Annotated in this window: 11 protein-coding genes and 1 pseudogene; 7 read left to right on the top strand and 5 right to left on the bottom strand. The window is 71.6% G+C overall.

What is annotated here, in order from left to right:
• Positions 1 to 34: 34 nt before the first annotated feature.
• The 4 genes from ACH4VX_RS06750 to ACH4VX_RS06735 all read right to left on the bottom strand — a co-directional run bounded on the left by ACH4VX_RS06750 (position 35) and on the right by ACH4VX_RS06735 (position 6,843).
• Positions 35 to 1,102: a hypothetical protein gene (locus ACH4VX_RS06750; RefSeq protein WP_398366245.1), complete on the bottom strand. Its 1,068-nt coding sequence runs from the start codon at positions 1,100 to 1,102 to the stop codon at positions 35 to 37.
• 553 nt (positions 1,103 to 1,655) lie between these two features.
• Entirely contained in the window at positions 1,656 to 4,436 is a 2,781-nt protein-coding gene (locus ACH4VX_RS06745; protein ID WP_398366244.1) for a glycosyl hydrolase, read from the bottom strand.
• 631 nt (positions 4,437 to 5,067) lie between these two features.
• Positions 5,068 to 6,135 carry a DNA gyrase subunit B gene (locus ACH4VX_RS06740; RefSeq protein WP_398366243.1) on the bottom strand — a complete coding sequence of 356 codons (1,068 nt, stop codon included), beginning with the start codon at positions 6,133 to 6,135 and terminating at the stop codon, positions 5,068 to 5,070.
• 93 nt (positions 6,136 to 6,228) lie between these two features.
• Positions 6,229 to 6,843, bottom strand: a complete 615-nt coding sequence (locus ACH4VX_RS06735; protein WP_398366316.1) for an RHS domain-containing protein — start codon at positions 6,841 to 6,843, stop codon at positions 6,229 to 6,231.
• A 213-nt stretch (positions 6,844 to 7,056) separates the two neighbouring features.
• Between ACH4VX_RS06735 and ACH4VX_RS06730 the strand changes: the two genes are divergently transcribed.
• The 4 genes and pseudogenes from ACH4VX_RS06730 to ACH4VX_RS06715 all read left to right on the top strand — a co-directional run.
• The gene (locus tag ACH4VX_RS06730) at positions 7,057 to 7,971 is read left to right on the top strand and encodes a hypothetical protein (protein ID WP_398366242.1); all 915 of its coding nucleotides are present in this window, start codon (positions 7,057 to 7,059) and stop codon (positions 7,969 to 7,971) included.
• Between the two features lie 90 nt (positions 7,972 to 8,061).
• Positions 8,062 to 8,511 (top strand): peptidase inhibitor family I36 protein, encoded by a 450-nt coding sequence (locus tag ACH4VX_RS06725; RefSeq protein WP_385044483.1) that lies wholly within the window; start codon positions 8,062 to 8,064, stop codon positions 8,509 to 8,511.
• 175 nt (positions 8,512 to 8,686) lie between these two features.
• On the top strand, positions 8,687 to 12,595 hold the full coding sequence (locus ACH4VX_RS06720) for a helix-turn-helix domain-containing protein (RefSeq protein WP_398366241.1): 3,909 nt from the start codon (positions 8,687 to 8,689) through the stop codon (positions 12,593 to 12,595).
• Between the two features lie 191 nt (positions 12,596 to 12,786).
• A pseudogene (locus tag ACH4VX_RS06715) lies at positions 12,787 to 12,960 on the top strand (IS200/IS605 family accessory protein TnpB-related protein); the annotation flags it as partial.
• A 36-nt stretch (positions 12,961 to 12,996) separates the two neighbouring features.
• Here ACH4VX_RS06715 and ACH4VX_RS06710 read toward each other — a convergent pair.
• The gene (locus ACH4VX_RS06710; protein ID WP_398366240.1) at positions 12,997 to 13,941 is read right to left on the bottom strand and encodes a LysR family transcriptional regulator; all 945 of its coding nucleotides are present in this window, start codon (positions 13,939 to 13,941) and stop codon (positions 12,997 to 12,999) included.
• 89 nt (positions 13,942 to 14,030) lie between these two features.
• Here ACH4VX_RS06710 and ACH4VX_RS06705 point away from each other — a divergent pair, with 89 nt between their 5' ends.
• Genes ACH4VX_RS06705 through ACH4VX_RS06695 form a run of 3 tightly spaced genes read left to right on the top strand, consistent with a single transcriptional unit; the run spans position 14,031 to position 16,683 of the window.
• On the top strand, positions 14,031 to 14,951 hold the full coding sequence (locus ACH4VX_RS06705; protein ID WP_398366239.1) for a zinc-binding dehydrogenase: 921 nt from the start codon (positions 14,031 to 14,033) through the stop codon (positions 14,949 to 14,951).
• A complete protein-coding gene (locus tag ACH4VX_RS06700; protein WP_398366238.1) occupies positions 14,948 to 15,940 on the top strand; it encodes an alpha/beta hydrolase family protein in 993 nt (330 codons plus the stop codon). Before ACH4VX_RS06705 ends, ACH4VX_RS06700 begins: the two co-directional genes overlap by 4 nt.
• On the top strand, positions 15,937 to 16,683 hold the full coding sequence (locus tag ACH4VX_RS06695) for an SDR family oxidoreductase (RefSeq protein WP_398366237.1): 747 nt from the start codon (positions 15,937 to 15,939) through the stop codon (positions 16,681 to 16,683). The genes ACH4VX_RS06700 and ACH4VX_RS06695 overlap by 4 nt, the downstream gene beginning before the upstream one ends.
• Positions 16,684 to 16,944: the final 261 nt, after the last annotated feature.

Raw genomic sequence — 16,944 nt, 5'->3', positions numbered from 1 at the left:
TGACGTGCCGGTACCGGCCCGGTGCGGGAGGAGGTCAGCAGGTCAGGTCGCCGGTGTCCGTGGGTTCGTTCCTCCCCGTGGACAGGGAGACCTGCTTGATCTCGCCGGTGTAGGGGCCGACGGCGCCGTCGGTGGTGGCTCCGTCGGAGTAGTAGACGGCGTGCGCCCACGGCTCGGCGTCCTTCTCGAGGCCGGTGACGACGTCCTTGAGGCGCTGACTCTGGATGTTGACGTTGAGGCAGGCGCCCTCGAGGTACGACCAGTCGGGGTTGGTCCCTTCCGTCTCGTCCTCCGCCACCGCGTCGATGGGGAGCAGGGAGAGCGCGGCGTCCAGTGCCCGTTCCTCACCGACGGGTCCGGCGAACACGATGTCCACGTTGATGAGGTGCTCCTTCAACTGCTCCGCCGGCGGCACGGTGGCGCAGACGACGGTGTCGTCCGACAGTCGGTAGGCGACCGGGTCCCCGATGGGCTGTCCCGTCTGGGCCGCGCACTCCTCGGACCACGAGACGCGTCGGTACCGTGCGTCCCACCAGGACACCGGCGAGGCCAGGCCCCGTCCCTCCTCGGCATCCTCCTCGGGCCCGCCGAGGGACTGCTTCGGCAACGGCGCCTCCTTGTAGGGCGCGACGTGCGGGCAGAACTCCTCGCGCAGGAAGTCCGCCATCGCCGCGGCCTGTTCCTCGGTCCCGCCCGAGCTCACGTCCGAAGCCTGGATCCCCTCCCACGTGCGGTGCCCGACGGCCACGTCACGGCACGTGCCGACCTGTACGGTCGCCAGCTGCTGCCGTTCCTCCAGGCTCGTCTCCACGCCCTCGCCCAGGCCGTAGCCATTGGCGTCGCCCACCTCGCCGAGACGGTTCACGAGCGTGTCGTCGACCTTCGCCGAGCGGAGGAAGTCGGCGAGTGACGTGTCGTCCTCCGCCGACGCGGAAGCGGTTGCCGTGGGCTCGTCGTCCGGTTCGGGTGCGTTCCGCTCCGACTCGGCGGCGGAAACGGAGGGCGGTGCCCCGGACGCCTCGTCGTCGGAGCCGCATCCTACGAGGGTGAGGGCCGAGACGATCAGGAGGGCCATGGGGGTGAGGTGACGGGACCTGGGCATGGTGCTGGGCTCCGGGAAGCGGGACGGGACGGAGGGACAGACAACAATGCCGGTGCTGCCGACGCGGTCACCTGCTGCTGACGAGAGCATGACGCATCCGTGTTAGCGATGTCAACAGGCGATATTTCGTTCATGCGTGGCTGTGTGTACCGCCGAGAGTGTCGGCCAGGGCTGCCGGGAGCGGTGGGACGGCTGACGATCCCGGCGTGCCGCCGTCCGCCGGGCGTGGGGAACGGCGCCGAGCACGTTCAACGCGGAGCGCAGGATCTGCCGGGTCGTGCGGTGGCTCGAGGACAGCCTCGAGGACAGCTTCGACGACCTGCCCCTCCCCGCTGCCGCACAGCCGCCGGCGCGGGTGCCACAGCTGGTGACGGACTTTCGCCCGCGTGGCGTGGGGGAGGGACGTGGTGAGCGCGTGCTGCGACGGACGGACGGACGGAGGGACGACGACCGGCCGTCCGTCGCACCGCCGCAACGCTGCACATGTAGAACGGCTTCGGACGTGCGGCGGGCATCGGCCGGACGCCGGTGCCCGCCGCCGGCCTTCGCCGGTTCAGCCGTAAGGGATCACCAGCACGGACTTGTCCGTGCCCGTCCGGAGCTTCGAGGTGCCGTTGCCGATGGCGCTCCACACCTCGAGGCGTACGGTGCCGCCGCTCAGGTTGCCCGGTGTGCCCGTGGACGCCTTGAGACCGCGCGCCTGCGAGTACTCCTCCCATCCGGTGACCGGGTCGGTCGCGAAGTAGTGGTACGTCTCGGTGCGGTCGAAGCTGCCGTCGCCGGTGAAGTCGTAGCTGATCCGGGCCTGTTGACCCAGCCCGACCGAGGTACCCGCGTCCAGCTGGAGCCGGAACGCGCTCTGTGCGCCCGGGGCGAGCGTGCCGCTGACGCCGCGGGCCTCGTAGACGAGGGGCTGGTACGGGGTGCCGTCGTGGTTGGCGCCGCCGGCGGAGGCGATGGTGTCGCTGCCCTCCGTACCGCCGGTCGCCGTGGTCAGGACGCCACCGCTGCGCAGCTGGAAGGTGTTGCCGGTCGGCGGGTCGGGGTCGGGGTCGGGGTCTCCTGAACCGGTCCCGGTGCCGGTCGCGGTGGAACGGGCCGGCACGGCGAGGGTCTTGCCGTCGGAGAAGGTGACGGTACGGGCCGTCGATCCGAAGTTGTGGGCCGCGTACGTCCGGGACGTCCCCTTGGTGAAGACGGCGGAGGTGGGGATGTCACCGGTCACGGTGGCGTCCGGGGCGCCGAGGGTGTCGAGGGTGTTGATCCAGTGGTAGGTGTGCGCCTTCGACTCCCCCTGCTCGGGGGTGTAGCCGGCGTTGCCCGCGTCCCATTTCGCCTTGGCCGTACCCGGGTCGGCGAGGGACTGGAACTCCCAGAGGATGTCGCGCCATTCGACGGCCGGGCCGCCGTTCTCCCGTTCCATCTCGGCCAGGTTGCGCCGGATGGCGGCCTTCTCACCGCCGAGGTGGAGCGATCCGCCGGTCACGGGCAGGACGTTGATGCCGTGGATCTCCTCGGGGTTGGCGGTCCACCAGGTGGCGTACGCGGCGCCGCTGCCCCACACCATGCCGGCCGTGTCGTGGCCGAAGGAGGACGGGAAGACCTGCTCGTCGGCGTCGAACCAGTACTGGGCGATCGCCTCCGACTCGGTGGTCAGCAGGAAGGTGCCGAGGTCGCGCAGCGAGGTGTCGCCGGTTGCGGAGCCCCACAGGACGAGTGCCGCGCTGAGGTTGGTGGACTCCGAGGACGACTCCTGGTTGTTGCCGGCGGCGAAACCCTGGTGGCCGGAGGCCCAGCTGTGGCCCGCGTAGACGTCGAAGCCGCGCAGGAACGGGAAGGCGGTGTCGGTGCGGCTGGGGTTGGCGGCGTCCCGTACGAGCGTCTCGACCATGCCGCCCCAGGCGGAGTCGGCGGCCCATCCCTGGTCGTACTGGGCGACGATCGCCGCCGCGTAGACGTAGTAGCTGTAGTGGAAGTGGTGGTCGTTCAGCTCGGTGTCGCTGCCGTAGGACGCGGGGTAACCGGTCAGCGTCTTCCAGTCCTTGTCGTAGCTGAACTCGTTCGCGCCCCCCGCCGTGAACCATTCCTGGAGCTTGCCCTTGAGCAGGCCGAGAAGTTTGTCGCGGGTGCCGGTCTCACCGATCTGGTCGGCCACGGGCACGAGTTGGGCGAGCCGGCCGAGGGCCTTGCCGGTCCAGTACGTGTCGGAGGCACCGGAGAAGGGGTCGGCGGCGTTCACGACATCGTTCAGGTGGCCGCGCAGCCTGGCGGCGTCCACCCCGTCCGATTTCGGCAGTCCGGGCAGCACCGCGGACGCCTTCTGGCTCGTACTGAAGGAGGCCGACTCGCGGACCTTCATGGTGCCGCGCGGTGAGACGTAGGTGTAGGAGGTGAGCGCGTCCGTGGTGTTCAGCCACTGGTGGCGGTAGAGGGCCTGGAGCGTGCCGCGCTCGGTGCCCTCCTTCGCCTCGGTGGTGAGCGTGTAGGTCGCCTTGACGGTGCCACCGGTGTAGCTCCAGGTCGCCTTGGAGTCGGTGACGAAGCTGTAGGCGTACTTCTTGAACGTCGCCAGCGCGCCGGTGGACGGCAGCACGGCGACGGAGAAGTAGTCCTTGGAGCCGAGCCCGGCGGTGACGGTGGAACCGGAGACGTTCCAGTCGCTGCCGGTCGGCGCGAAGAGGGCGTAGTGGTGTCCGGCGACGGTGATGCCGAGGACGTTGCCCTGGTCGGCGAAGACGGCGGGCGCGCCGGCGGTGGTGATCTGGGCGTTGCCGCCGGAGCCCTTGGCGTAGACGAACGGGGAGCCGTGGCCGATGGTGGTGCGCAGGGTGCGGGCGCCGTCGGACCAGTAGGGGGTGACCGTCCAGTCGGACCAGCTGTCGGCCTTCGTGTCGGGCGAGTTGAGGCCCGTCAGTCCGATGGTGAGGTCGCGCTTGTGGGCGTACTCGTACTGGCGGCCGTCACCGACGATCGCGGCGCTCGTCGGGTAGCCGACGTCGAGCCCGCCGGCCGTGGCCTGGTAGGTGAGGGGGTGCCCGTACATGGGGGTCGAGTACGGGTTGTCGCCGTAGCGCTGGAAGGCGAGGGAGGACCACCAGTCGTTGGTGGGCACGGGCCGGTCCTTGGCGGCGGCGGTCACCTTGGGCGCGACCGGCGTTCCCGTGTTGGTGGTGGGGCCCGACGTGCCGGGGGGCCGGGTGTCGGAGTAACTGCCGGAACCCACGGGGACGGTGGCGGCGGCCGCGGGTGCGGCGGCAGGGCCGCCCAGGCCCGCGACGGCGAGGGCTGAGGCCAGCAGCAGAACGGTGGCCGGTCTGGTGCGTGGGGATGGCATGCGTCACCTCAAGTCGTGACAGTGGGGAGACTCTGAGAGCGCTCTCAGATGGCCGGAACGTAAAGCCCATGTAATGCACGTGTCAATGGCTTGAACACAACGGGCCGTGCCGATCCCGTTATTCGTCATGTCTTCGAGGCGCGCCCGCAACCGTCCCGGCAGCACATGGCCGACGTCCCGTCCCGGCGACGGCGCGGAGCCGGGACGGCCTGGGTGGACCTCCGGCCGAGTGGTCCCGGGACAGCGCGGTGTCGCGTTCGGACCATGCCCGGCTCCCGTGTCGCGTTGTCCTGGTTGCTTCACGGTGCTGTTCCGGTTGGGGCCCGGCGGCGTACGCGTCGCGGGCTCACGGATAACGTTCCTGGCCACGGGGTCGGGCGTCCGTACGTTCGGTACGGCGTGACGGTCCCCTGTTTCATGTTCCGCTCTGACGAACCACGGGGGTGCGGCGAACGACCATGGCGGACAGCAGACCGGCCGGCACACTGCACAGTTCGGCCAGGTGTTCAGCCGTCATCGGCCCGTCCCCGGTCAACGCGGGCACCCGGACCTCACCGGTCGCCGGCGTCCACACCGGAACGGGTTCCCTTGCGGCCGTCAGTCATCGTCTCCCCTTTTCTCCGGCGACAGCCTACGGTCGGCGACCGATGAGGTCGGCGGCCTGGTCCGGGTGGTGGGTCAGCCATGTGCCGACGTGCTCCCGTACGGCCTGCTCGACGCTGTCGTACACGGTTCCGCCGCCCAACCGGCCGCGGGTGGCACCCTCGTATTCGGGGCGGTCCAGTTTCACGGAGACGACCGCTGTCAGGCCCCTGACGATGAGATCGGTGGTGAGGTCGGCATCCGCCGTCGTCAGCAGCCCTCGCTGACGTGCGTACGTGTTGACCGCTGCCGTCACCCCGGTGCGGAACCCGTCTGCGTGCGTGCCGCCCTCCGGGGTGGGCACGCTGTTGGCGAAGGTCCGGACCCGCGCCTCGCCCGAGCCGCGCCGGCTCAAGGCGACCTCCACTGTCCCCGCCATCCGCGCGTCCTCCTGTTCGAAAGCGATGATGTCGGGAGGGATGTGCGCTCCGGCTTCCGCGTCGAGGAGGGCGACGAAGTCCCCCGGCCCGCCGGGGAACTGGAACCGTACCGACCGGATTCCCCCGATGGGGCGTTCGTCGGTCAGGGAGATACTCAGGCCCCGGTTCAACAGGGCGACCTCTTTGAAGCGTGTGGCCAGTACGGCGAACGAGCACTCCCTCGTGTCGAAGATGTCGGTGTCCGGCCAGAAGGCGATGGATGTTCCACTGCCGGTCGCCGGTCCTGCGGCAGCGGGCGGAGCGACAGCGGCGCCGCGTACGTACTCCTGGACCCAGCGCACCTGTTCGTGCCGTACCTCGACCGTGAGTCGGCTTGACAGAGCATTGGTGACACAGGGCCCCATGCCGTAGAAGCTCCAGGTCACGGCGGGGCGGTTGCCCGGCCCGAGCTCGGCGTACGGGCGGGTCAGCAGGGATTCCAGGCCGGTGCCGCCGATGTCCCCGGACGCTTCGACGGGGATGCCCGGCCCGTCGTCGGTGACACGCACGCCGCCGTCGGACATGAGGGTGACGTCGACGCAACCGCCACCGCCGGCCAGCACCTCGTTCACCGACCGGCTGGCGATCTCGAACAGCAGCTGGTGCAGGCCCCGTAGGCCGGTTGAGCCGACATACATGCCGGGTCGCTTCCGAATGGCTTCGTGCCCCTCCAGAACTGTGATGTGACTGGCGTCGTATCTGCTGGGTCCCTCACTCACGGGGTCCCCCTCCTATGGTGTCGGACGAGCCTTCTCCACCGTACGCGCATCGCCACATAACGCCAGGTCAAGGCAGGTTTTCCGAGGGCTTGAACCGGCGCGTGAGGGCCCGCCGCCGAGCAGTCGGCCGAGACGGTCCGGACAACGGCCGAACTGCGCTCTCGGCCCCGCCGAGGCCGCGGACGATCCTGTTTCAGGCCGTGCCGAGGCCCTCGATCTCCGCAAGTTGAGCCAACCCGTCAGCACCCGCCCCGTCGGCTGCATCCGCAGGTGCGCCTCGACGTGCAGTGCATGAGTCCCCAGGCAGCGGTTGTTCCTCCGTCCCGATGCAGGACCCCGAGTCCGCGAGACGCTGTGAGCGAATCCGCCGGGCGGTCGCCAGGCACCCGTCATGAGGCCCCAGAGCGTGGCGTCCGCGCGCCAGACGACCTCACCACCTTCGGAGACGAGCTCGGTCGGGGTGCCGACGAGGTCGGTGACGATGGCGTAGAACCGTTCGTCGACGACGTGCTGGGGCGTGTCGGCGGGAGTGGTGCGCTCCGTCTGGGTCAGGGGCCGGACGCCCTCCCGTTCCCAGGTCGGTGTGGACGCCTCGGACGAACCCGCACCCGTGGTGGCCTGCTCCACCAGGTGCGGGCCGTCCCAGGCGAAGCGGGTCTCGTCGGCCACCCGCAGAAGCCCCGGGTCGGGGTGCCATGTTGCCTCCCTCCCTGCGTTCCCCCTGTTCACGCCGTGTTTCCCGTCGACCGGCCCGGCGGGCAACAGGAAACCCGTCGACCCCTGCCGGCAGCCGGGCAACTCTGGATCCGTCAGCAGGCGGCTTCCAGGAGGGCGGAGTTGATGAGACGGGTGCTCGTGTCCTTGTGCGCGGTCGTGGCGGCCGTCACGACCGGTTGCGCCGGCGGCACCGACGACGGTGACGGCCGGGCACCACAGGACCCGCGTCCCCGGGCACTGACCTGGCAGCAGGAACTGCGTGTCGCCGACGCGCAACAACGCCTGACCAAGCAGTGCATGGAGCGCCGGGGCTTCACCTACCGGGAGGACCGTGGCCTGACGCTCGAAGAGAGCCGCCCGGTGCGCTACGTGCAGGACGACGTGGCCTGGGCCCGTACGTACGGGTACGGCGGCCGGATCGAGGCGAAGAGTCTGCGCGTCCACGAACGCAACCCCAACGGAACCTACCGCCAGGACCTCTCCCCGTCCCGGCGCGTCGCCTTCGACACCGCGCTCGACGGCGGTGACGGCGCCCGCATGCTCACGGCATCGCTGCCGGGCGGCGGGGAGACGCGCAAACGCGTCGGCGGCTGCACGGAGGAGGCCGAGCGCGCACTCTACGGCGACCCGGCCGAGTGGTACCGCACCGGGAAGATCGCCACCGGCCTCAACGCCCTCTACGGCAAGGAGCTGATGGAGGACCGCCGCCTGACCGCGGCGGTACGGGCCTGGTCCCGGTGCATGAAGAAGGCGGGCCTGCCCTACGAGGACCCCCAGGCGGCCCGCGAAGCCGTCCGGGTCGACACCGGCCGGCTGGGCGCGGCCCGCGCCGACGAGGCGTTCGCCGCCGAGCGGAGGACCGCCGTCGCCGACGCGACCTGTGCCCGCGAGACCTCCCTGCGCGCCGTGGCCACGGCGCGGGAGACGTACTACCTGGACCGCCTGCGCGACCGGTTCGGCAAGGACATCGACACCTACCGGCACCTCGGCCGACGGGCCTACGACCGGGCGGTGCGCATCGTCCCGGAGCGGGACTGACCACTCCCCGCTCCGGGGCGGACACCGCCCCCGGTGTCGGCGCATCACCGCCGACGCATCACATCATCAGAGAAAACGAGGGGAAACAGCATGCGCAAGTTCACCGTCACGGCCGCCCTCCTGGGGCTCACCGCCCTGGGCGTCGTCGTACCCGCCACCACCTCGCAGGCGGCCGGGAACACCGTCGCCGGACCGGGCTGCGACAGCAAGTGGGGGCCGCGCAACGGCAACATGTACGCCTGGGAGAACCTGGACTGCTCGGGTGCCCAGCTGATCAGCACCGCGGGCAACAGCGACTGGTGGGTCGGCTCGCAGGACAGGGCGACGTCCGTCATGAACCGCGGCTTCACCGGCGGCCTCGACCACGTCGCGTTCTACGAGAACTCCGGCTTCGGCGGCGGCCACGCCTGCCTCGCGCCGGGCGAGCTCTACGCCGACAACCTGACCGACAACCGGTTCACCAACGGGGTCAACGCGAACGACACCATCTCCTCGCACCGGTGGGTGGCCCGCAGCGCCTGCGGGGCCTTCCTGACCTGACCCGACCCGACCCGACACGACCTGCCCGTGTGACGGGAAACGAACGTCCGGAACCGCCCCATGGTTCCGGACGTTCGTGTTTTCGCCACACCGGGTGAAAGGTTTGGCTGCCCTCAGCACCCCGGCAGTAACCTGGACGTCCACCGTCTCACGGCCGCACCGCTTGGGGGACTCCGTGGGAGATCCGCAGCACGGGCATGAAGCAGACCACGGGAACGGGCGGGATCGGAACGCGCTGACCACGCACTCCTTCCCCGCGCAACTGAGACGCCTCAGACAGGCGCGTGGCCTGTCGCTGACCGACCTGGCACGGCAGACGCATTACAGCAAGGGCTACCTCAGCAAGATCGAGACCGGCACGAAACGGGTGACCGCCGACGTCGCCCGTGTCTGTGACCGAGTACTGGGCGCTGAGGGGGAGTTGCTCAGGCTCGTACAGGAGGGAGCGCCCGCCGACCGCGGAAGCGGCGCCGAGGCCGCCGCTTCCGGGCGGCAGTCCGACGGGGCGTGTCCGTACCGCGGCCTGTCGGCGTTCACCCCGCAGGACGCGGACTGGTTCTTCGGCCGGGAGCGCGCGACGGCCGCACTGGTGGAACGGGTCTTCGAACGGGTGGGAAGCGGCCCGCTGATGCTCGTCGCCCCCTCGGGCGCGGGCAAGTCGTCCCTGCTCAACGCCGGACTGGTGCCCGCCCTGCGGCGCGGCGACCTCCCCATGCCGGGCGCCGACCGGTGGCCGGTGGTGACGTTCACCCCCACCCCACGGCCCCTGGACGAACTCCTGGAACGCACCGCGAAAGCGGTGGGCGGGGACCTCGCCGTCACCGTCGGGGAGGTGCGCGGGAACCCCGACGCGGTGCTGGACGCCGTACGCACGATGGTGGGTGATCCGCCGACGCCGCCAGGGGAACGCCGGCCCCCGCCCTGCCGGCCGGTGCTGATCGTCGACCAGTTCGAGGAGCTCTTCACCCTCTGCGCGGACGAGGACGAGCGGCGCTCCTTCGTCCGGGTGCTCTGCGCGCTGGCGGCCTCCCGTCCGGAGGAGGGGGCACACGGCCCCGCCGTCGTGGTGCTGGGCGTCCGGGCCGACTTCACCGGCGACTGTCTGGACCTTCCCGAACTGGCCCCGGTCCTCACGGACGGGCTGTTCGTGCTGCCGCCCATGTCCGTGGGGGAGCTGCGCGAGTCCATCACCCGCCCGGCGGAACTCGCCGGACTGACTCTCCAACCGGGCCTGGTGCCCCTGCTCCTGCGCGACGCGGGGCTGCGCGACGAGCAGGGCGGCCCACCGCGGGGCGGCGGGACGGACACCGGTTCCGGAGCCGACGTGGCACCCTCCGGCGTGCTCCCCCTCGTCTCCCACGCCCTGCTGGCCACCTGGCAGAGGCGCGAGGGGGCCGCCCTGACCGTCGCCGGGTACGAGCGGGCCGGCGGCATCCGGGGTGCGATCGCGCGGACCGCCGAGAACGTCTTCGCCCGGCTGTACCCGGCCGAGCAGAAGACGATCCGCCGCGTCCTGTCCCGTCTGGTGTACGTCGCGGACGGCGGCGGGGCGACCCGTCGCCGGACGAGCGGGGCCGCCCTGATGGAGCAGTTCGCCGACGCGGACGGCGCGGCCGCCGCGCTCGACGCCTTCGTACGGGCCCGGCTGATCACCATGGACAGCGACACGGTCGAGATCACCCACGAGGCCCTGCTGCACGCCTGGCCACGGCTGCGGGACTGGATCCACGCCGACCGCGCCGGGCTGCTCCTGCACCAGCAACTCGCGCATGCCGCCGCCGAATGGGAGCGCGAAGGCCGCGATCCGTCCGCGCTGTACCGCGGCACCCGGCTGAGCACCGTGCGCTCCTGGGCCGACGAACTGGACGGCTGGAGCAGGCTCGGCCCCGTCGAGGAGGCGTTCCTCCGGGCGAGCCTGGCCGAGCAGGAAGGCCATGAGAGGCAGGCCAGACGCCAGGTCCGGCTCCGGCAGTCGATGCTGGCCACGCTCGTCGTCCTGCTGGGGCTCGCCCTGACCGCCGGAGGCCTCGCCTACCAGCAGCGCGAGAGCGCCTTCGACCAGGAACGCGTCGCGCGTTCCCAGGCGCTCGCCGTGCGGTCCGCGTCGCTCGCCGGAGGCCGGCCGGAGGCGTCGATGCTGCTGGCCGGGGAGGCCTACCGGGCCCACGCCACCGCCGAGGCGCGCGGCGCGCTGCTGAGCACGCAGTCGCAGCCCTTCTCCGGCCGGCTGGGCGGTCACCGGGGGCCGGTCAACGCGGTGGTCTTCGCGCCGGACAACCGGTCCCTGGCGACGGCCAGTTCCGACGGGACGGTGACCCTGCGCCGGGTGTCGGACCACCGCACGACCGCCACGTTCGCCGTGTCCGGGCCCGTCCGCTCGATCGCCTTCAGCCCGGACGGCCGCACCCTCGCGGCGACGTCGGCGCGCGGGCCCGTGAGCCTCTGGGACATCGCCGAGCGCCGGAGGAAGGCCGTGCTCACCGACAGCACGAAGGGCGCCCGGGCGCTGTCCTTCGACCCCCGCGGGCACCGGCTCGCCGTCGCGACCGCGCAGGGGCCGATCCAGCTGTGGGACACCGCGCGCACCCCCCGCGTCACCGCCTCCCTCAGCGGGCACAAGGGGACGGTCAACGCCCTGGACCACGCCGGCGACGGCCGGACCCTGGTCTCCGCCGGAGCGGACCGGACCGTGCGCCTCTGGGACACCGACCGGGCCCGGCCCCTCGCCGTGCTCAAGGGGCACACCGACGAAGTGCTGGGCGCGGCGTTCTCCCCGGACGGCAGGAAGGTGGCCTCCGGAGGCGTCGACCGGACCGTACGGCTGTGGGACGTGCGCGGCGGCCGGCCCGGCGCGACGTTGTCCGGGAGCAGCGACGACATCAACGCCGTCGCGTACACGCACGACGGCACCACGGTCGTCGGCGCGGTCGGCGACGGGACGACCAGACTGTGGGACGTCCGCAGCGGTCGGCAGACCGCCGTCCTCGCCGGTCACACCGACTACGTGATGGGGGCGGCCGTGACCTCCGACGGCGCCCTGCTCGCCACGGCCGGTTTCGACCGGTCCGTGGTCCTGTGGAACCTCGCCGGCCCGGTGCTGACGGCCCGTCCGTTCACACAGGTCTGGCAGGCCCGGTACAGCCCCGACGGGCGACTGCTGGCCACCGCCGACGCCGACCACACGGTACGTCTGTGGGAGGTGGGCGGGCGCCGGCTCCTGGCGACACTCAGGGGACACACCGAGGCGGTCCTCTCGGTGTCCTTCGCACCCGACGGGCGCACCCTGGCGTCGGCGGGCTCCGACGGCACGATCCGGCTGTGGGACGTGGCCGCACGGGGACCGCTGGCGACCCTGACCGGCCACCTCGGGCAGGTCTTCTCCCTCGCCTTCGCCCCCGACGGCCGGAGTCTCGCCTCGGCCGGCGCCGACCGTACGGTGCGCCTGTGGGACGTGACGAAGCGCGCGCCGCTGGCGACACTGCCCGGCCACCGGGACTTCGTCAACGGCGTCGCCTTCAGCCCCGACGGCCGGGTTCTGGCGAGTGCCGCCGACGACCTGACCGTACGGCTCTGGGACGTCTCCTCGCACCGCCCGCTCGGCACGCTGAAAGGCCACACCGGAGCGGTGCGCAGCGTGACCTTCGCCCCTGACGGGCGGACCCTGGCCAGCAGCGGCAACGACGGCACCGTACGGCTGTGGAACGTCCGCGAACACCGCTCGGAGGCCGTCCTGACCGGTCACATCGGCTCCACCCGGGGCATCGCCTTCGCGCCCGACGGCCGCACGCTCGCCAGCAGCGGCAACGACCGTACGGTGCGCCTGTGGGACGTCGCAGGACGACGCCCGTGGGCGACGCTGACGGGCCACACCGACGCGGTGTGGAGCGTGACCTTCGCCCCCGACGGGCGCACGGTGGCCAGCACGAGCACCGACGGCACCGTACGGCTGTGGGACCTCGATCCCGGGGCCCGGCTGGCACGGATCTGCCGGCTGAGCGCGAGCATCGGTGCGGACGCGCGCGCGAAGCTCCTGCCCGGTGTCCGCCTCACCGACGACAAGGCGGCCTGCGACGGGCGGGGGTGAGGGCGGCCCACTTGCTCGAAGGGGGTCGGGAACTGCTGGAATCTGACTGTGTACGAGTGAGTTCCGGCGTGTGTGAGTGAGCGGTGGGCTGCGGTCGGGGGCGTGCTGTCCTGCCCGGCAGGAGATGGGAGTTCGCCTGTCGAGTGGGTGACCTTTGAGGGTGGTGTTCGTCGGGTGGGGTGGGCGGGTCTTCACGGCTGTTGCACTGGGCGAAGGCCTGCGACGTGAAGGCGATCGCTGTCGAGGACCTGGACTTCACAGGGAAGAAGACCCGCGAGAAGCACGGGAGGCGTAAGCGGTTCCGGCAGCTGGTCTCCGGCACGCCCACCGGCCGACTCCGCGCTCACCTGACCTCCAAGGCCGACCACCTGTGAAACGGGCTGGCGCTGTCTGCGATGAGGTCATTCTGATCCGGGGCCAGGATCGCTTGTGGGTGGTTCGGGCAGCCAGTCGCGAGCCGGGTCGTACTCCAGCCATCGCCTGCGCCCGGCTTCTCCCGCGCAGGCGGCGGTGAGGCTGTTCAGGCCAGGGTGCCCGTTGCCGGTGCGCCACAGCAGTGACCAGGCGTACAGCGGCGTGGGATCGACCAGGGGGACGCAGCACAGTCCGGGAACCTCCGGCAGTGACGCATCCGCAGGTACCAGCGAGAAGCGTCGCGGATCTTCCGTCATCTCGGCGAGGAAGTGGGCAAGCCCCAGGTTGACGCTCGTCGCCGTGTTCCGGATGCCGAACCGGTCGGCGAACCGGTGGAGGAAGTCGAGCCGGTTCAGCGGGCCGGGCGCCCACAGCACGCTGCCGCGCAGCTGGTCCGGTCGCAGCGCCGGTTCGGCCGCGAGCGGATGGTCCTCGCTCAGTACGGCATCCACCGGCTCGAGGCGGACGAGGCGGTGGGCAAGGCCGGCGGGCAGCGGGGGGTGGACCCGGCCGAAGGCCGCGTCGATGTCGCCGCGCAGCAGTGCCGTCGTCACCGACGGCAGATCACGCCCGTGCCCCAACGTCAGCTCGCCGGCCCGTCCGGCGACTTGGGCCAGTGTCCGCATCGGCGCGTAGAGGTGACCCCAGACATCCACGCGCAACGGATCGTCCGTGACGACCACTGCCGCGACGGCGGCGTCGGCGGCGGCCACGGCCTGCCGGGCCGGCAGGAGGAAACGCCGTCCGGCCTCCGTGAGGCGCACGCCGTTGCCGCCGCGCTGGAACAGTGCGGTGCCGAGCAGGAATTCCAGCCGCGCGATCCTCTTCGACAGCGCCTGCTGGGAGATGGCGAGCTGTACGGCCGCCCGTCCGAAGTGCAGTTCCTCGGCGGTGCGCACGAAGGCACGTACTTGCGCCACATCGAGATCCATGGCTCTCACCATAGGTGACAACCAGAGGTTGTCGGCCGTGCTTGTTCGTTGTTGGATCGTGGGGCGGCCGCGGAGGTTGCATCCTCCCCATGCAGAGACTGATTCCCACGGGAGAAGCGGCGTGCCCGGTCGCCTTCGCCGAGGTCCCACAGGCCGAGCCGGAGCCCGGTGAGGTACTGATCAAGGTCGAGGCCTTCGCCCCGAACCGGGGCGAGACGTTCCTTCTCGAACACCCCCGGCCGGGGCTGCTGCCCGGCAAGGACGTCGCAGGGCTCGTCGTACAGGCGGCAGCCGACGGCTCCGGCCCCGGCATCGGCACCCGCGTGGTCGGGCACCCGGCGCAGGGCGGCTGGGCCGAGTACGCCGCCGTGCCCACGCACTCGCTCGCGGTGCTCCCCGACAGCATCGACAGCGTACGGGCGGCGGCCCTGCCGCTGGCCGGGATCACCGCCCTGCGGCTGCTGCGTACGGTCGGCTCCCTGGCCGGCCGGCGGGTACTGCTGACCGGCGCCTCGGGCGGCGTCGGCCACTACGTCACCGAGCTGGCCGTCGGCGCGGGAGCCGAACTGACCACGGTGACGAGCACGCCGGAGCGCGGCGAGCGCCTCGCGGAGCTGGGCGCGAAGGTGGTCCACGAGGTCGCGGCGGCCCAGGGACCGTTCGATGTCGTGCTGGAGTCCACGGGCGGGCCGGATCTGCCCCTCGCCCTGTCGAAGGTGCGCCCGGGCGGCACGCTCGTCTGGTTCGGCCAGGCAAGCCGCACCCCGGTGACCCTTGACTTCTTCCAGCTTCTCGGCGGGCCCGAGCGGGTCACCATCCAGCACTTCCACTACGCCGGTGGGCCGTACGACTCCGACCTCTCGGCACTGGTGCGCCTCGTGGAACAGGACCGACTGCACCCGGAAATCGGCCGCATCACCGACTGGGCACGGACCGCCGACACTCTGGTCGACCTACGGGAGCGCCGGATACGCGGCAAGGCCGTCCTGCTGACCGGAGGAGCACGATGAACGTTACCGAGTTCGCCGCCGCCCAGTGGACACGCGCCACCGGTGCGGGCGTGGACCCGCACGAGTACCGGCGCGTCACCGCCGGCCTCACCTCCGTCACCGACTGGGGCCCGTCCTTCCTGCGCACCGGACACAGCTACCTCCGGCGCGCGGAGCACGCGGGATCACCCCTCTCAGCGGGTGAACACCTGCTGATGGCGGCCCGGTGGTTCCACCTGGCCACCCTGGCCCCGTACGCGGAAACACCTCGGGCCGCCGCTGAAGCGGATCACGCGTTGAGCCGGGCGCTCACCGTGCTGGAGCCCGGTGCGCGGCGGGTGAGCGGCGAGGGGTTCACCGGCTGGCTGCGTGGCCCCGCCGACGCGCCGGGGACCGTGGTCGTGGTCCCCGGCCTGGACTCGGCCAAGGAGGAATTCCTCGACCTGGCGTCCGCGCTGCTGGCCAGGGGGCTCGCGGTGTTCACGATGGACGGCTCCGGACAGGGCGTGCTCGCGGCCACCACGACCTTCGTGCCGGACTACGAGCGGGTCGTAGGCCGGGTCATCGACACCCTAGGCGTCGCCCGCATCGGGCTCGTCGGACTGAGCCTGGGCGGCTATTTCGCAGCCCGGGCCGCGGCGCTGGAGCCGCGCGTTGCGGCCGTGGCCACCGTCAGCGGCCCCTTCCGCCTCGACTGGGAGGAACTCCCCCAGCCGGTACGGGACATCATGGCCCAGCGCACCGGAGGAGCCGACGCCGCCCACGCGTTCGTACGGCACGTGGATCTCACCGCCCTGGCGCCCCGCATCGCGGCCCCGCTGCTGGTCGTGGACGGCGGCCAGGACGCCATCCCCGGCGTGACGAACGGCGAGCCCCTGGCCCGCCTGGCACCGCGCGGCAGCTACCTGTCCGTCCCACACGGCGACCACCTCCTCGGTAACGCGCGGTCCGACTGGTTGCCCCACCTCAGCGACCACCTCACGCACACCCTGGCGGGAGCACCGGTATGAACCGTTTCACCGACAAGACCGTCCTCATCACCGGCGGCACCAGCGGCATGGGCCTGGCGACCGCTCACCGCCTCATCGCCGAAGGTGCCCGAGTCATCGTCACCGGCCGCACCCGCGCACGGGTGGACTTCGCCGTCGAGGCGCTCGGGCCGAGCGCCTCGGGAATCGTGGCCGACGCCGCCGACCTCGGCGCGGTGGACGCGTTGATGGAGGCCGTCCGGGAGCGGCACGGCCGGCTGGACGGCCTCTTCGCGAACGCGGGCACCGGCACCTTCCTGCCGTTCGAGAGTATCGCCGAGACTGACTTCGACCACGGCATCGACGTCAACCTCAAGGGCGTGTTCTTCACCGTCCAAAAGGCACTGCCGCTGCTGGCGGACGGAGGGGCGATCGTCGTCAACGCCTCCTGGACCCTCCACCGGGGCAACAGCGTCCTGACCCTCTACTCGGCGACCAAAGCCGCCGTGCACAACCTGGCCCGAACCCTCGCCGCCGCACTCGCCCCGCGCGGTATCCGCGTCAACTCCGTCAGCCCCGGTTATATCGACACCCCGATGTACCCGGCCGACGCGTTGACCACAGCGGAGGCGAAGGCGGTCACCGACCAGATCGTCGCCGGCCGCTTCGGACGCCCGGAAGAGGTCGCCGCGGCTGTGGCCTTCCTCGCCTCGGCCGACGCGTCCTACGTCAACGGTCAGGATCTCGTCATCGACGGCGGCCTGGTCGGTGCGGCACCCGCCTGACGACCGGCCGAACACACACAGCCCGACGCGCCTTCTCCGGTGCTGCGCGGTCGCTCCCGCTTCGTTCTCCACGCTCGACGACGAGAACCCGTCCGGCCACCGCCACGCTCCTCGGTGAGCAGGAGCGGGTCCAGGACCCACTCCTGTTCACTGATCGGGAGCGGTTTCCCGGGTGTTTCCCGTTGCCCATCGGCAGGAGGCGACGCCTGGATCTCGACAAGCACGAGGCACGGTCAGCAGGCTGCTGTGCGACCACTCCCT

Origin of the sequence: Streptomyces sp. NPDC020731 (assembly GCF_044334705.1) — a bacterium.
Lineage (GTDB): Bacteria > Actinomycetota > Actinomycetes > Streptomycetales > Streptomycetaceae > Streptomyces.
This window is presented reverse-complemented; position numbering and strand designations above follow the sequence as displayed.

Bases quoted from the DNA above. Each gene is read 5' to 3' on its own strand.
- ACH4VX_RS06745 (WP_398366244.1), bottom strand. From the start codon at position 4,436: ATGCCATCCCCACGCACCAGACCGGCCACCGTTCTGCTGCTGGCCTCA.
- ACH4VX_RS06710 (WP_398366240.1), bottom strand. From the start codon at position 13,941: ATGGATCTCGATGTGGCGCAAGTACGTGCCTTCGTGCGCACCGCCGAG.
- ACH4VX_RS06740 (WP_398366243.1), bottom strand. From the start codon at position 6,135: ATGTATGTCGGCTCAACCGGCCTACGGGGCCTGCACCAGCTGCTGTTC.
- ACH4VX_RS06705 (WP_398366239.1), top strand. From the start codon at position 14,031: ATGCAGAGACTGATTCCCACGGGAGAAGCGGCGTGCCCGGTCGCCTTC.
- ACH4VX_RS06700 (WP_398366238.1), top strand. From the start codon at position 14,948: ATGAACGTTACCGAGTTCGCCGCCGCCCAGTGGACACGCGCCACCGGT.
- ACH4VX_RS06725 (WP_385044483.1), top strand. From the start codon at position 8,062: ATGCGCAAGTTCACCGTCACGGCCGCCCTCCTGGGGCTCACCGCCCTG.
- ACH4VX_RS06695 (WP_398366237.1), top strand. From the start codon at position 15,937: ATGAACCGTTTCACCGACAAGACCGTCCTCATCACCGGCGGCACCAGC.
- ACH4VX_RS06730 (WP_398366242.1), top strand. From the start codon at position 7,057: ATGAGACGGGTGCTCGTGTCCTTGTGCGCGGTCGTGGCGGCCGTCACG.
- ACH4VX_RS06750 (WP_398366245.1), bottom strand. From the start codon at position 1,102: ATGCCCAGGTCCCGTCACCTCACCCCCATGGCCCTCCTGATCGTCTCG.